The sequence below is a fragment of the Acinetobacter sp. YT-02 genome, assembly GCF_002412355.1.
Taxonomy (GTDB): Bacteria; Pseudomonadota; Gammaproteobacteria; order Pseudomonadales; family Moraxellaceae; genus Acinetobacter; species Acinetobacter towneri.
This window is the reverse complement of record NZ_NOZT01000075.1, coordinates 1-13,348: the sequence shown is the minus strand read 5'-3', so window position 1 is coordinate 13,348 and position 13,348 is coordinate 1. Positions and strand designations below refer to the sequence as shown.

At 36.0% G+C, this 13,348-nt stretch carries 15 protein-coding genes; 10 read left to right on the top strand and 5 right to left on the bottom strand.

Going from position 1 to position 13,348, the window contains the following annotated elements; all coding sequences use genetic code 11:
* Positions 1-432: 432 nt before the first annotated feature.
* Complete coding sequence (locus CF596_RS13855) at positions 433-780, top strand: hypothetical protein (RefSeq protein WP_096902813.1); 348 nt, start codon at positions 433-435, stop codon at positions 778-780.
* A 218-nt stretch (positions 781-998) separates the two neighbouring features.
* On the opposite strand, the gene CF596_RS13845 is transcribed toward CF596_RS13855, so the two are convergent.
* Positions 999-2,990: a relaxase/mobilization nuclease domain-containing protein gene (locus tag CF596_RS13845; protein WP_096902811.1), complete on the bottom strand. Its 1,992-nt coding sequence runs from the start codon at positions 2,988-2,990 to the stop codon at positions 999-1,001.
* Positions 2,987-3,319: a plasmid mobilization relaxosome protein MobC gene (gene mobC / locus CF596_RS13840; protein ID WP_096902810.1), complete on the bottom strand. Its 333-nt coding sequence runs from the start codon at positions 3,317-3,319 to the stop codon at positions 2,987-2,989. The genes CF596_RS13845 and mobC overlap by 4 nt, the downstream gene beginning before the upstream one ends.
* Positions 3,320-4,216: 897 nt before the next feature.
* Here mobC and repM point away from each other — a divergent pair.
* The 5 genes from repM to CF596_RS13815 all read left to right on the top strand — a co-directional run bounded on the left by repM (position 4,217) and on the right by CF596_RS13815 (position 7,724).
* Positions 4,217-5,146, top strand: coding sequence for a replication initiation protein RepM (gene repM / locus CF596_RS13835; RefSeq protein WP_086222692.1), 930 nt, complete (start codon positions 4,217-4,219; stop codon positions 5,144-5,146).
* A 68-nt stretch (positions 5,147-5,214) separates the two neighbouring features.
* A complete protein-coding gene (locus CF596_RS13830) occupies positions 5,215-5,760 on the top strand; it encodes a plasmid replication DNA-binding protein (protein ID WP_171325022.1) in 546 nt (181 codons plus the stop codon).
* 316 nt (positions 5,761-6,076) lie between these two features.
* Positions 6,077-6,868 (top strand): hypothetical protein, encoded by a 792-nt coding sequence (locus CF596_RS13825; protein ID WP_096902808.1) that lies wholly within the window; start codon positions 6,077-6,079, stop codon positions 6,866-6,868.
* A gap of 267 nt (positions 6,869-7,135) precedes the next feature.
* A complete protein-coding gene (locus CF596_RS13820) occupies positions 7,136-7,423 on the top strand; it encodes a BrnT family toxin (protein ID WP_096902807.1) in 288 nt (95 codons plus the stop codon).
* Positions 7,410-7,724 carry a BrnA antitoxin family protein gene (locus tag CF596_RS13815; protein ID WP_096902806.1) on the top strand — a complete coding sequence of 105 codons (315 nt, stop codon included), beginning with the start codon at positions 7,410-7,412 and terminating at the stop codon, positions 7,722-7,724. The genes CF596_RS13820 and CF596_RS13815 overlap by 14 nt, the downstream gene beginning before the upstream one ends.
* A 146-nt stretch (positions 7,725-7,870) precedes the next feature.
* Here CF596_RS13815 and CF596_RS13810 read toward each other — a convergent pair whose 3' ends face one another.
* Positions 7,871-8,140: a hypothetical protein gene (locus CF596_RS13810; RefSeq protein ID WP_039048204.1), complete on the bottom strand. Its 270-nt coding sequence runs from the start codon at positions 8,138-8,140 to the stop codon at positions 7,871-7,873.
* 364 nt (positions 8,141-8,504) lie between these two features.
* On the opposite strand from CF596_RS13810, the gene CF596_RS13805 reads away from it, so the two are divergent.
* From CF596_RS13805 to CF596_RS13790, 4 genes are all read left to right on the top strand, one after another.
* A complete protein-coding gene (locus tag CF596_RS13805) occupies positions 8,505-9,509 on the top strand; it encodes a DNA cytosine methyltransferase (RefSeq protein WP_087933288.1) in 1,005 nt (334 codons plus the stop codon).
* 18 nt (positions 9,510-9,527) lie between these two features.
* Complete coding sequence (locus CF596_RS13800; protein ID WP_096902805.1) at positions 9,528-10,391, top strand: NgoPII family restriction endonuclease; 864 nt, start codon at positions 9,528-9,530, stop codon at positions 10,389-10,391.
* Positions 10,392-10,474: 83 nt separating this feature from the next.
* Entirely contained in the window at positions 10,475-10,621 is a 147-nt protein-coding gene (locus tag CF596_RS13795) for a hypothetical protein (RefSeq protein WP_242439172.1), read from the top strand.
* A 91-nt stretch (positions 10,622-10,712) separates the two neighbouring features.
* Entirely contained in the window at positions 10,713-11,117 is a 405-nt protein-coding gene (locus CF596_RS13790; protein ID WP_143228702.1) for a hypothetical protein, read from the top strand.
* 28 nt (positions 11,118-11,145) lie between these two features.
* On the opposite strand, the gene CF596_RS13785 is transcribed toward CF596_RS13790, so the two are convergent.
* Positions 11,146-11,751 (bottom strand): recombinase family protein, encoded by a 606-nt coding sequence (locus CF596_RS13785; RefSeq protein WP_096902803.1) that lies wholly within the window; start codon positions 11,749-11,751, stop codon positions 11,146-11,148.
* 257 nt (positions 11,752-12,008) lie between these two features.
* On the bottom strand, positions 12,009-13,190 hold the full coding sequence (locus CF596_RS14960; protein WP_242439171.1) for a nucleotide-binding protein: 1,182 nt from the start codon (positions 13,188-13,190) through the stop codon (positions 12,009-12,011).
* Between the last annotated feature and the right edge of the window lie 158 nt (positions 13,191-13,348).

The window sequence follows — 13,348 nt, the reverse complement described above, 5'->3', positions numbered from 1 at the left end:
GGTGGCTTAACTAGAGCGGAATATCACTTATAAATACGCTTTTAGTTGTTCAAACATGTGGGACCACCTCTTACGAAATTCAGATGTAAGCAACTGAATAGCCAACGATTTTATAGACACCTTTTAGTTAGATTTTTTTCAGTTTTTATAAGAACTACTGATTAGGACCTTGACGCCCTGCTTTTTACTGGATAATCTTATTTTAACGCAGCAAAATCTGTGTCCAGGCGTGAGAACCTGATAAAATCTAGGTGCAATTAAATGTCGCACTTGCGGCTATTTTTTTGCCTACTGTTAAGCAGTCCCTATGGTAGCTTAGCAGGGCAGCTTCGTGCTGGCTGATCCTAGATTCAGTATTCTCACCCCTGTTAAGTTGCCTCCATTGCCGTGAGAAGTGATGGAGATAATTAAACTCTTATCTAGGAAACTGCTATGCATATTAAATTCAATGATGCAAACCCATGCATCCCAAAAAACCTCGCTAAACAACTGATTGTCGAAAGCGCTAAACTTCTGAATCATCAACAACGCCAAGCCTTGCTCGATATTTTCATGACTTTAGATCAGGCGGAAAAAACAGCTGAAAAGACACTTCAGCAACATGCTGTAGCGCAACAAAGCACCCACAACTTTTCTCAAGATCACGAATGCCAAGAAGATAATCAGGAATATTGGTCAGGTCATTACTATGATTCTTACAGTCAAGAATATCCGGAAGATTGGGTAAAACGGACTCAGTCCACCCCACATCGTCATAAGCTCCCTAGAACTACTTACTGATCGTGGGGGGGTTCCTCTTTAAAAGTAGGCATCATAATCCGAGCTACTCGACAGAGTTGGCTCGGATGAATACCGGGGAAACTGAGGGATTTGAGAACCTGATTACAGTCGTTGAACTGCATATTAAAGAACTCAATACCTCTGCCTTTCAAAATGTGTTTCCTGATATTGGCTTTCATCAAATTTATATTCAAATCTTTCATTTCATTAATCCCTCTTTACATTTCACAATCCAGTCCTGAACTGCGCTCAGCAGCCCGTTGCTTTGCTTGTAGCTCTTTGCGCTTATCTAGCTCATCTAGAGCCGTGAAGATATCTCCTGAATTAAACCCAGTAACTTTTTTTGATAGCTCTCGACTGAGGCTAGTTTGTTCGTGAGCTGCTCCATGAGTGGCTTGAGCTGCGTCTCTATCTCTGTTTTTACCAAGCTCGGCAAAATCTCCATTAACAAGCTTCTCGACTCTTCTTTTACGTCTAAAGAACTCACCAAATTCGTCACATGCATCTTTAAAACTGTCGCCAATTCGTTTTGTAAAACTTGTGAAAAATGCTCTGAGACTGTTTGCTCTGATAGCTTTTTCACTATCCCCCGATAGGTGGTTATCTGCTCCACTAACAGATTGTTCCTGTCGATTAGCTTGCTGTTCCTGTCTTTCAAAGTCTCTGTGTAGCTCTCTAGCTCTTCGATAGTCCGTGCTTGAGCCTGAATGAGCTTCAAGGCTTCTTGCTGCTGCTTCAGTTGCTGCTCTAGCTGCTGCTGTTGCTCTTCTATGATCTTCAATAACTGCGTTTCTAAACTCATTTACTTCTCCGCTACTATTCTGTAATTGCCCTCGTAGATCATGGATTTCGGATCTATCTGTACGCATAATCGGCTGTCGCAAGTCGAAAGATTCAAGGTTGCTCCCCTCACTCGTAAATCCTCGATTTGCTGGTTCATTCGGCTTAACTGATTTTTTTGGTGATTTAGATAAAGTCCTGTTCCTATACTGCTCATAACTAAAACGCCAACTAGAATAATCAACGGCCAAACTGACGTAATAAGGGCTTTTTTCAAAGTCGCTTGGCGTACTATCTCTTCTTGTAAGCAGTTCGACTCTTGCAAGCTCTCCTGTAAGCTCTCGACTTGCTTCTGGAGGGCTGCCTGAAGTTCGTTGATTGCTTGTGTATGTGCTTTCTGCAATGTTTTCTTGTCTGTTGTAATCTGCTCGATAATCTCGCTCGTTGCTTCGCTCTGCTGGTTTTTCAACACCTCCTTGTTGGTCAAGATTTGGGTCTCTAGCTCTTTCGTGGCTTGCATGTCCTGCTTTCTCAAGCTCAACGTCTCTTTGCTGATACTTCTGCTGAAATTCTCGGATCTTGCCGTCAATTTGTTCTGCGTATCGCTGAAGATTTTCTCTATAACGCTTTCGAGCTTCTCTTCTGTATCGTTCTGACGCTTCTGCTGTAAGGCTATCGCCCTCTGCTCCAAATCTAAAATTCTGCTCATAGATCGCACCTGTTAGCCTGATAGGTCGGCTTTTTTCGTCATCATTATGTGGGTTACGTATTGAAATGCTGTTTGGTTTTACCCCTGTGATCTCAAGTCCAAGAGCAGTGAGCCACTTTTTCATGCTCTCACGGTCAGTAATAAAGCCTTCTTCAATTTGTTTTTTGGCTGCTACATCTAAAACTCTTTTGATGTCCGCTGTATTTTTAGGCAGGCTTTTCTTAGTTTTGATGTCTTGGCGAAACATCGGATCGTCTGGGTCATGTAACTGATGCTCAAAGTTAATAATCTTCTTAAACAGATCAACTCTCGGCATATCGGCCTCATGATAGAAGGGCTGTAGCCGGTTTCCTGTCAGGATTTCAGTGTTTGGAATCAAGAAATTCAACTCAAGCCTGCGCTCCCCTGTTTCCTCGTTTAGCTTGTCTTTATGCTCAATCCACAAGACACGGTACTGATCTGAACTCATGCCTGGAAAAAGACAGTGCTCAAAATCGGCCATGATTTTGCGCTTGGCTTCATCTGATAAATCGCTCTCGTAAAAACTCAGGCATCCGGACGTATATTTTTTTGCAAAAGGCGAACTGTCTATAAGTCCTGCAACTTCTTGCTCATTACCACTTAAAATTTTTGCATGCTCACGGTCGCGCTTTTTCCCAAGAAAGTAATCAAGCGGCCCTTTTGAAAGTCCTGCGCCATATCTGAAAAATTCGACAATCATTTTAAGTCTCGTCTCAGTGCTTCAAGGTTTTCATTGATAGCAATCAACAGGTAAAACAGTCTCACTGCATCAAACGGCTCCCCTTTCGCAATATCAGTATTCAAAGCTTTTGCGACCTGATTAATGTTGTTACCAATTCTTGAAAGTTCGAGTAAAAACTCTCGATCAATTTTTGAATAAAAATTTTTTTGCTCTTTTTTATTAACAGCATTCAACGCTGAATCTCGTAAAAACTTGGCGATGTTCAAAACGTTTGCTTCTTTCAGAGTTTCAACTTCTGCTAATGACATCCGTACTTTATAGCTTTTCTCTCTTATTGCTTTAGCCATATTTGCCTGCCTGCTTTTGCTTTTGGGGGTTAAGGGGTCTCCCCTTACAAGGTCATAGAACCAATTTTTGAGCGAAGCAAAAAAAGGGGTCTCTATGTATCCTTGCGTTCCAATACTGATTCACCTGACGTTACCAGAAATAAAAAAAACGAATCTCCAATAGTGGTGTTTTTGAATTTTTTTTACTGATGCTGATAAATGAATGAACTTTTCAGGCGTGTTCAAGGGCAGGAAGTAGCGAGTGAACTGGTATCTTTCTGAGATTCTTATGCGAAGTGTTGAAAGAGATAAGGCTTATTTTTATCTGTATGCGTGCAATTTGAATGCTTCCAGTAGATCCAGAGCGAGTGTCTACGAGCGAACTTACAAAATTCGCACCTCGACTCCCTGAAAAACCGCTTTTTTAGGCTGTGAAGCCTAAAAGAGCATAGATCACATGCAGAAAATTGAATCTAGACCGAGCAAAGCGAGTAAAAAGCTTTATGAGCGAAGCGAATTCATCATGCTTTTGCTTTTTATTGAAGTCACAACGAGATGAGCCAAAAAATTGCCCCGACGAATCGAGCGAAAGCGAGATTCAATAGAGTTTGAGCGAAGCGAAAACCAAGGGCAATTTTTCATGATTCAGGTTTTTAATTATTTTAAGGTTTTTAAATGTTTTTAACTTAGTTTTAATTATTAAATTTCAATAACTAACCTTTGTATTCCCCCACGTTTAGTTACCCATTCCCCCACGTTTAGTTACCCATTCCCCCACGTTTAGTTACCCATTCCCCCACGTTTAGTTACCCATTCCCCCACGTTTAGTTACCCTCCTGATTACACCCTTAACTACACAGTTGCAGTTATACCCACATTGTTATAATCTGTGGGTATAAAAATATTTCAATTCAGTCTATGTCAAAAGAATTAGTTGTAAAAACCAATCGGTTAAACCAAGCTTTTCAAACTCTATCTTTATCAGAGTTTCATATTGTTCAATTAGCCATTGTTGATGCTAGACATACGGGTACTGGACTAAGTACAGATACTCCTTTACGAATAGATGCTTTGAGATATGCTGAAGTTTTTGGGACAACAAGGCAAAATGCTTATCAGAGAATGAAAGAAGCAGAGGATTCTTTATTTAACAGAAGATTTAGCTTCTTTGATGAAGATGGGAAATTAGTCAAAAGTAGATGGATTCAGCAAGTAAAATATCTAGATGATGAAGGGGCTATTGAACTTGTTTTCACTTTAGCTGTTGTACAAGGCATAAGTAAAATTGATGGTATTAAAGACTTTTTTACTCAATATTTACTAAGCCAAACAGCCCAGCTTAACAGTACATATTCAGCAAGATTATACGAGTTATTAATTCAATGGAAAGCTATTGGAAAAACGCCAGTATTTGAATTAGCAACTTTTAGAGAACAACTTGGAATTGGTGTTAATGAATACAAGCGTATGGATCACTTTAAAACTAGAGTTCTTGACTTAGCCATTTCTGAAATTAGCGAAAAAACAGATATAGAGGCAACCTACCAACAGCATAAAAAAGGCCGTTCAATATCTGGTTTTTCTTTTTCTTTTAAACAAAAAAAATCTAAAACTAAATCATTAGAAAATCAGACAATATCTGGCAATCTAGATCTTTTTTCAAAAAAAATGACTGACTCTCAACGCCACTTATTTTCCAATAAGCTATCTGAACTTCCTGAAATGAGTAAATACTCTCAAGGAACTGAAAGCTATCCTCAATTCGCAGTAAGAATTGCTGAAATGCTTAAAGATTCTGAGAAGTTAAAAGAGTTTGCTCCCATGCTTGAAAAGGTTGGCTATCGTTAAATCATTGATGTAACGTTACATTACTAAATATTGTCTACTGACATACAGACTTTTACTTGGGTTACATGATGAAAGCACTATCTGTTATTGAATTAGCTCAACTCTATGGAATGAATCGTCAAAGTATCTATAAACGTATAAATAAAGGGGATTTATCAAAAAATAGTGATGGGAAAATAGATTTATCTGAAGCCATACGAGTATTTGGCGAACCATCTAATAAAAATAATAATGTAACTACGTTACAGTCTACTACGGTACAAAAAGATACAGAAGTAGACATGCTAAAACAGCAAGTAGACATACTTAAAAAACAGCTAGAACTTGCACATGAGCGAGAAGTTTTCCAAAGAGAACAGCTAGAAGCAAAAGACAATCAAATAGAAGCAATACAACGACTGTTAGAAGCTCCAAAAACCAATATGACTACGTTTACCGATCATAAACCTAGCCAAGATATAGCAACGGATCCTCGGTCAGAACCTGAGCCGAAACATGACGGATTGACTACTCCGGAACAAACGGAAAATAAGCGGATTCCCGTACCGGAGCACGTTGAACAGGAGCCGGAGAAAAGGGGCTTTTGGAGCCGTTTTTTTAGACCCTATGATTAACCACGATTGTTTAACTAATATGAACAAAGTCGTGAAACATTGCTTAAATAATAGGCGTGGAACGTGAAAAATCATAAAAAAAACCCAACTTGGGGAAGATGGGCTATCAACTAGGAAATACAGCTTTGAATTATAAGGATGATTATAACGCATTTCGTATAAGGTGTATTATGTTAATTTTAGGAAATCTTTAAAATTTCTCAAAATTTATCAGCTATTTAATAAAATAAATCTTTCAAAGAATGTTCATTTTCTTATTTAATCTTTTTTCTTAAATAACTATACTCAGCCAATATTTTTACATGATATTGAAAGTATGGAATTTTTTTTCATTTTACTTGGTATGATATTACTTGTACCTGTATGTATAGCTCTATCTAATTCAAATCTATTGAGAGATGAATTTGATGAAGATGATTCACCTGAAACAAAGAATACACCTAATAAATTTCAACTACAGGAAGAAGAGCGTAGAAGAGCATTAGAATATTCAAAAATGATGGATGAAAAACGTAAGCAAGTTGCTGAAGAAGAAAGAAAACGTGAAGAACAAAAGACTAAATCTGTAACTGTAGAGACAAAAAAGAAAGCAGAAGATACAACAAAAATAGAAAAAGAGAATTCCAGCAACTTATGGGAAGAAGATGAGGATAGAGAAAACATTTACCGACGGAATTTAAAAGTAAGAGATATTTATCAAGAAATAGATAACATTCTTAATAAATCAGATGAAATTAGAATCTTGTCAACTAAGGATGGTGAAGATTATTTAGAAATAAAAACCTCTCAAATATCAACAACTGTCAGCCTACTAAGCCACTTCAAATATCAAATAAAATATGTCCAAAATTACAAGTGCGGGAAAGACATTCAAAAGAGTGAACTAGATAAAATCTTATTTAAAAAATTTTCGGATTTAAAAATATTAAATGAAATTAATGAAACATTTCCATTAGACCTAGATACAGATATGGTAAATAGCATATATCGGGTTACTTTAAGAGCAAGGAATATTATTAGATACCGAAATTCAGAAGTCAGCGATGTATGGGATGACTTTAACTATTTTGCTAGTCAGTTAGACTATTCATTTTCAGAAATTAGTTAATAGTCACTGCTTTTTTAGACAAATAAGCATCCATTTAACATAATGGTGGTTATACGCAATACACTTGTATATTAATATAAAAATCAATGACTTAAAATTTCACACTCAACCCTAAAATCCGTAAAAAGCCGATTTTGAAACAAGTCGGCTTTTTTATGTTCGATTCTGTAATATTTTGCCAATACTTTTGACTAAAAATTACACCAATTGGGTTGAGTGATACAATTTTGTGATACATTATTGTATATACAAATTTGAATGTTTTTTATGGAACAGTATTTTGAATGGGATGAGGCTAAGAATCGAAAGAATCAGAAAAAGCATGATATCTCTTTCGAAACTGCAAGCCTTGTTTTTGAAGATCCACTGAGGATCTCAATTCAGGACAGACATACCGATGGTGAAGAACGTTGGCAAACCATTGGACGAGTTAAAGGCGTACTAATGTTATTGGTGGCTCACACCATTTTTGATGAAGATGACTGTGAAATCATACGAATCATTAGTGCAAGACAAGTCACCAAGGCGGAGCGAGATAAATATGAGCACGGTTAGATACTCACGCAAAGAACTGAATGAAAAATTCAGCGACAAGCAAGATACTGAAATTGAACGCTTGCTTGCTAAAGGGACGGTTCCTGATGATCAGCTAGATCTATCAGATATTCCTGAAATTACAGACTGGAGCAATGCTATACGCCACAATCAATTCTATCGTCCAGTGAAGCAACAAACATCTATTCGTTTAGATGCTGACGTTCTTGCATGGTTTAAAGCACAAGGTAAAGGTTATCAGACACGCATGAATGAAATCTTGCGAGATGCCATGCTAAAAGAATTAAAAAATCATCAGTAAAAATGGGAGCTTAAGCTCCCATTTTTGTGACTTTGTATAACGTGTATTATGTTAATTTTAGGAAAACTTAAGAGACTGTAAATAAAACTGTGTAAACGCTTAAACTATCGTTAAAAGTGTCATTCTAGGTATTCCATTAAATATGGTCATAGCTTATTTATGATTTCACAATCTTTATTTAATCGGCGAATTGATCTGATAAATTTTTTCGGGTCATCAATGCACAGCGGTTGTTCCTGACCATCACGTAAAATTATATACTCGTCTAATTTTTCATAATGCACAGCGGCAACTGGTACGCCTTTATTTTTTTTGTTGAACTCATGATGATTGCCAGGTACTAGTTCCGCATAGGTAAAAATAATCTTATCCGCAATACGAATATAGCTGGCGCTTGTTTTTGACATTCTTGACATATAAAAACCTCCATAGGTGTGAAATTAATATTCGACTAATTTACAACTAATTTACAACTATTTCAAAGCTTTTTTAATCACTTAACATAATGGCTGTTATACGAGATGAAAAAACCTAGGCACTGGCCTAGGTGTTAAATTAAAAAAATACATAAAAATTAAGGCTATAGTCTCAATTTTTCAACTTCGTATAACGTGTATTATGTTAATTTTAGGAAATCTTAGTGCATCTCTATCTGTAATTATATTTACAGTATCAATAATGCTCTAACACGACGTGATACGACGCTTTATTTTAAAAAAAACTGGCCTTTTGAATCCAAAAATGTAAAAATTACTTTAAATCATCAATCGTGTTTTCAATATGCCTCTTAATATAGCTTCTTTTTTCTCTGGTGCAGGCGGTCTAGATCTTGGCTTCAAACAAGCAGGTTTTGACATCATTTTTGCCAATGAATTTGATAAAGATATTTGGGCTACCTATGAGCATAATCATCCTGAAACAACTTTAGATAAGCGTAGTATCACCTTAATCAATGAATCTGACGTTCCAGATTGTGATGGCATTATCGGTGGTCCACCATGCCAAAGTTGGAGCGAAGCAGGTTCACGAAGAGGCATTGAAGATAAAAGAGGGCAACTCTTTTTCGATTTTATTCGTATTCTTGAAGCTAAAAAGCCATCATTTTTCTTAGCTGAGAATGTTAGTGGAATGCTAGCTCCTAGACATAAAGATGCTCTCGAGAACATCAAAAATACCTTTCTTGAAGCTGGTTATGATCTTCATTTTAAACTTCTAAATGCAGCAGATTTTGGGATTGCTCAAGATCGAAAACGAGTTATTTTTATTGGTTTTAGATCTGATCTCAATGTCGATTACTCATTTCCAGAGCCAACACAAGAACCTAAGCATCTAGAAGATATCATTAAAGATCTAGAACATAATGCTGTACCAGCACTGAATAAATCAAAACCGAACCCAGATGTTGAAATTGCCAATCATGAATATATGACAGGTGGCTTTTCATCTATGTATATGTCAAGAAACCGTGTTAGAGCATGGGATGAACCATCTTTTACTATTCAAGCTGGTGGACGACATGCCCCTATTCATCCAAGCGCACCGAAAATGATAAAACTAGAACAAGATAAATTTATGTTTTCACCGAAAGGTGAATATAGACGTTTAAGTGTTCGTGAATGCGCTCGTATTCAAAGTTTTCCAGACAATTTTATTTTTAAATATACAGATGTAAATCATGGTTATAAGATGATTGGGAATGCAGTAAATGTTGATTTTGCTCAGATATTAGCTGAGAGCATTCTTCGTGTATTAAAAAAATCAATCGCTATTAAAAAAGCAAGCTAATAAGGATGAAATCATAAAATGGCAAATACACTTCAAGCATTCAACCTCTTGTGCGATACAGTTATTGAAGCATTTGATGAAAATTATAATGTATCGAACCGAGTTAATCAGGTGGGTGACGCTTTGGAGAAGTTTGTAAAAGACTTATATGCCAATAGTCTAAATAATCCAGACCACATGCCCTTACATCAACAGGTATTTTCTTACCTAGGCAATAAAAACAATCCACCTGATGCGATTTTGCGAAACAGTGATGCTATTGAAATCAAAAAGGTAGAATCGCAAACAGGAAGTATTGCCTTAAATAGTTCATTTCCCAAAGATTATTTTTATAAAGATGATCCCTTAATCACCAAAAACTGTCAAATATGTGAAGATGATTCATTATTAGACAGTGAGAAACAGTGGACTAAAAAGGATATGCTCTATGTGGTTGGTGTTGTAAAAGACAAAGTCTTAAAGGGTATTTGGTTTGTTTATGGTGACTGCTACTCAGCCGATAGATCAGTTTATCAAAATATTAAAAACACAATTACAGACGGTATTAAACAATTAGATCTAGAACTTATCAAAACTAACGAAATTGCCAAGGTCAATAAGGTTGATCCTTTAGGTATTACTGATTTACGAGTGCGTGGCATGTGGGCTATTCAGCATCCAGCGAGAGTCTTTGCTCATCTAAACTTAAATACCAGCTCGCCTTTTTTTGCTCATTTAATTATGAGTAAGCGCAAGTATGATAGCTTTCCCGAAATAGATATTGAAAATCTAAATCAAATCGTTGAGTCCAATGTATCTGTTTCAAAATTAGAGACTAAAATCTATGACCCAAATAATCCAGCAAAAAATATTGATGCTCTAATATTCAGTTTAAATAGATGACTTAAAACTTCATCTATTTAACATAAAATCTCTTATGTGAAGCAACAACATGCAACGATACTGAAACGCCCATAAATCAAGCCATGCAACATGATGAAACGCCGTATGAAGCAAATAGCAACGATACAAAGCAACACGATGCAACATTGCAAAATGACACGATGCAACAACCTAAAAAACGTGGCTTGTTTGATCGGTTAGATCGTGGTCTTAAAGCGTTTTTGAAGTAATTTATGCTGTGCTTTTTTTACTGAATAATTCTAAAATATCAAATAGTAAAATTTTTTAGGGGTGAACTTAGTGAAGTTTAAAAGAATACTGATGGGTATTATTAGTAGCACAATCGCCTGTGGAGTTTTTGCTGCCCCTGAATGGAAAATTATTTCTAAGTCGGATAATGGTTTTATATTCTTCCTAGATACTAATAGTGTTACCAATGTTTCTGAAGTTGGTTATCGTCAGAATAAACAATTTTGGGTTAAAGAGTTAGTTGTTGACGATCTTGAACAAGATGGTCTAGGCGTCGGAGATTACAGACTGAATCTTCTATGGATCAACTGTAGTGATGACACTTTTGGCGGAAAAGCAATTGCTGAGTATAAAAAACAGAAAAATGGCACTTTTAAGCATGAGTCTTATGATTCGAGATCTGGCTATGAGGTAAGAATGGATCCGATCATTCCGGGAAGTGTTGGCGAATCGTTTGTTAGTCACGTATGCCCATAATATAAAAAGCCCAAAATATGGGCTTTTTTTACGAACTTGCAGTATTTAATACTCGATAAACAGTCGCAACGCCCACGCCAACCGCTTTGGCTATTTCGTCCTTTGTCATGTTTCCCTGTGCTGCCAGTTCTAAGATCCGCTTATGCTTTGCCGTGTCTGCTTTCTTGCCTGTTGGTTTATATCCTGCTCTCTCTAAACCTTGTTTAATGCGTTCCTTGCGCTTCTCATTGTCTAATCGAGCCATAGTAGCCAATAGATCAATCAGCATATTGTTTACAACGCTTAAAACCGCGCTTGTAATGTCATCTGTTGTATTTATCAAGGCATGGGTAGTTGGTAGATCCTGAACAACCAATCTCAAGCCTTTATCTTTAATACGCTGCTTTAACGTGCTGAAGTCATCTTGAGTTAATCGGCTAAGTCTGTCCACGCTCTCAACTAGTAAAATATCGCCGTTCTTTGATTCATCTAGCAACTTGTTAAGCTGTGGGCGTTCTAGCTTCGTTCCTGTGTGGTTTTCAATGTATTCAGTAACGCTATGACCTAATCCAGCTGCAAAGGCTCTAAGGCTATCTAGGGCGCGTTCTGCATCTTGTTCTTTTGTGGATGCTCTAACATAAATTCGAGTATTCATTTTATCATTTAGCTATATTTATCTAGGTGCTATGATAATAATGTCATTTAATTTACATTGATAGTCTAATGATAGAATTATATTGCTATTTATCACTTATCTTTTGGGTTAACTCTTTTGATAAAAAAAGCATGACTAAAAGCCATGCCTTGGGAATTCGTATAACGTGTATTATGTTAATTTTAGAAGAATTATAGAGTCTCTACAAAATCGTTGCCTATTTGTCCTATTATTTTCAGAGGAATTACTACGCCTTTTTATTTAATTTTACTCAGATCTATATCATATCCTTGACCTATCATTTCCTTTGCAATGTCATATTTCCATTTACCAAAAACATCATATTGTTGATAGATAACTCCAGATAAATCATTAGGCATTTCCAATATTTTATCTGATTTCTTTAAAGCAATTACTCGCTCCATTCCCAACTTACCGACAAGTAAACCATGCTCAAAAATTACATTTTGACGCGCTCTAGCTTTCATTTCCGTAGTTTGCTCTAACTCTGCACTAATTTGCCCTAAGTCATCAGGAGTATATAAAACTATGCCAAAGCCCACTTCCTGATCGAAGGCTAGATCTAGTAATTTCTGAATTATCGTTCTACCTTGATTAAGCTCCTGATTTAGAACAATTCCTTTTAAAGACAAAGAGTATAAGAAGTTTTGCACTTCATGAATTAAACTGTCATCCCGACCATGAACAATAAAGACTTTATTGAACTTAGGTTGAGTTTTTATCGTTTGTGCCATAGTTTGATTCATGTGAAAATTTTGTACTTTTAAACCACCTAAAGGATATTTAATAAATTGGCTAGTTACATCTTCTAAGTTATTAAAAGCTTTGGATTTTGAATTAGAGAATGAAATAAATGTACCATGTTCTGAACTCTGAGAACTTTCAATTTCCTGTTTGGCTTGTTCAACATATACATCAAAATTAAGAGGACTAATAGCAATATTAAACCTATCTATTTCTTCTGGATTAACAGTTTTTCCTTCTATAAATATCGGTTCAGCTTGATGATAAGCTGTAATGAATCGCTCTAGATCTGACTCTTTGTTATCACATGAAAATAGAGTATTGCTAATCGGTACTCCCTTTTTTAGAGTTATTCTTATATGGTATTTTGATTCATCACTATTGTGTTCATTAGCATCTAAAAGAATCTGGAACTCTTTCTTCAAAATATCTCTTCTTCCCTGATAATTTGGACTTTTATCTTTAATGAATGACCAAAATTGAGATAGATCAAGATTACTTCGTATAGATAAAGGTAGTGCTTTTGAATATTTTGAATTTAATAAATCTTTCCTAGTAGAGATATAACTTCTATTTAACTCTGGAGAAATTTTGGTTCCTGTAGCAATAGAAACAAAAATCTGACGTATATGCTCTATTTTTTCTTCATCGTTATTAAAAAAAGTATTTTCCAAGTCTATGTTTCCAAAAAGATATATTTATACATATATTAAGATTTATTAGGAAAAACTGGTATTTATTTAACATAAAATCTCTTATACAGAGGTGGATCAGGAAATTTGAACAACACTTATAAGTGATATTTTGCTCCCCAAATGATGTTATAAACATC

Coding starts and splice junctions, on each gene's coding strand:
- CF596_RS13825 (WP_096902808.1), top strand. CDS start 6,077: ATGGAATTTTTTTTCATTTTACTTGGTATGATATTACTTGTACCTGTA.
- mobC (WP_096902810.1), bottom strand. CDS start 3,319: ATGGCTAAAGCAATAAGAGAGAAAAGCTATAAAGTACGGATGTCATTA.
- CF596_RS13820 (WP_096902807.1), top strand. CDS start 7,136: ATGGAACAGTATTTTGAATGGGATGAGGCTAAGAATCGAAAGAATCAG.
- CF596_RS13800 (WP_096902805.1), top strand. CDS start 9,528: ATGGCAAATACACTTCAAGCATTCAACCTCTTGTGCGATACAGTTATT.
- CF596_RS13845 (WP_096902811.1), bottom strand. CDS start 2,990: ATGATTGTCGAATTTTTCAGATATGGCGCAGGACTTTCAAAAGGGCCG.
- repM (WP_086222692.1), top strand. CDS start 4,217: ATGTCAAAAGAATTAGTTGTAAAAACCAATCGGTTAAACCAAGCTTTT.
- CF596_RS13830 (WP_171325022.1), top strand. CDS start 5,215: ATGAAAGCACTATCTGTTATTGAATTAGCTCAACTCTATGGAATGAAT.
- CF596_RS13810 (WP_039048204.1), bottom strand. CDS start 8,140: ATGTCAAGAATGTCAAAAACAAGCGCCAGCTATATTCGTATTGCGGAT.
- CF596_RS13855 (WP_096902813.1), top strand. CDS start 433: ATGCATATTAAATTCAATGATGCAAACCCATGCATCCCAAAAAACCTC.
- CF596_RS13795 (WP_242439172.1), top strand. CDS start 10,475: ATGCAACATGATGAAACGCCGTATGAAGCAAATAGCAACGATACAAAG.
- CF596_RS13785 (WP_096902803.1), bottom strand. CDS start 11,751: ATGAATACTCGAATTTATGTTAGAGCATCCACAAAAGAACAAGATGCA.
- CF596_RS13815 (WP_096902806.1), top strand. CDS start 7,410: ATGAGCACGGTTAGATACTCACGCAAAGAACTGAATGAAAAATTCAGC.
- CF596_RS13805 (WP_087933288.1), top strand. CDS start 8,505: ATGCCTCTTAATATAGCTTCTTTTTTCTCTGGTGCAGGCGGTCTAGAT.
- CF596_RS13790 (WP_143228702.1), top strand. CDS start 10,713: ATGGGTATTATTAGTAGCACAATCGCCTGTGGAGTTTTTGCTGCCCCT.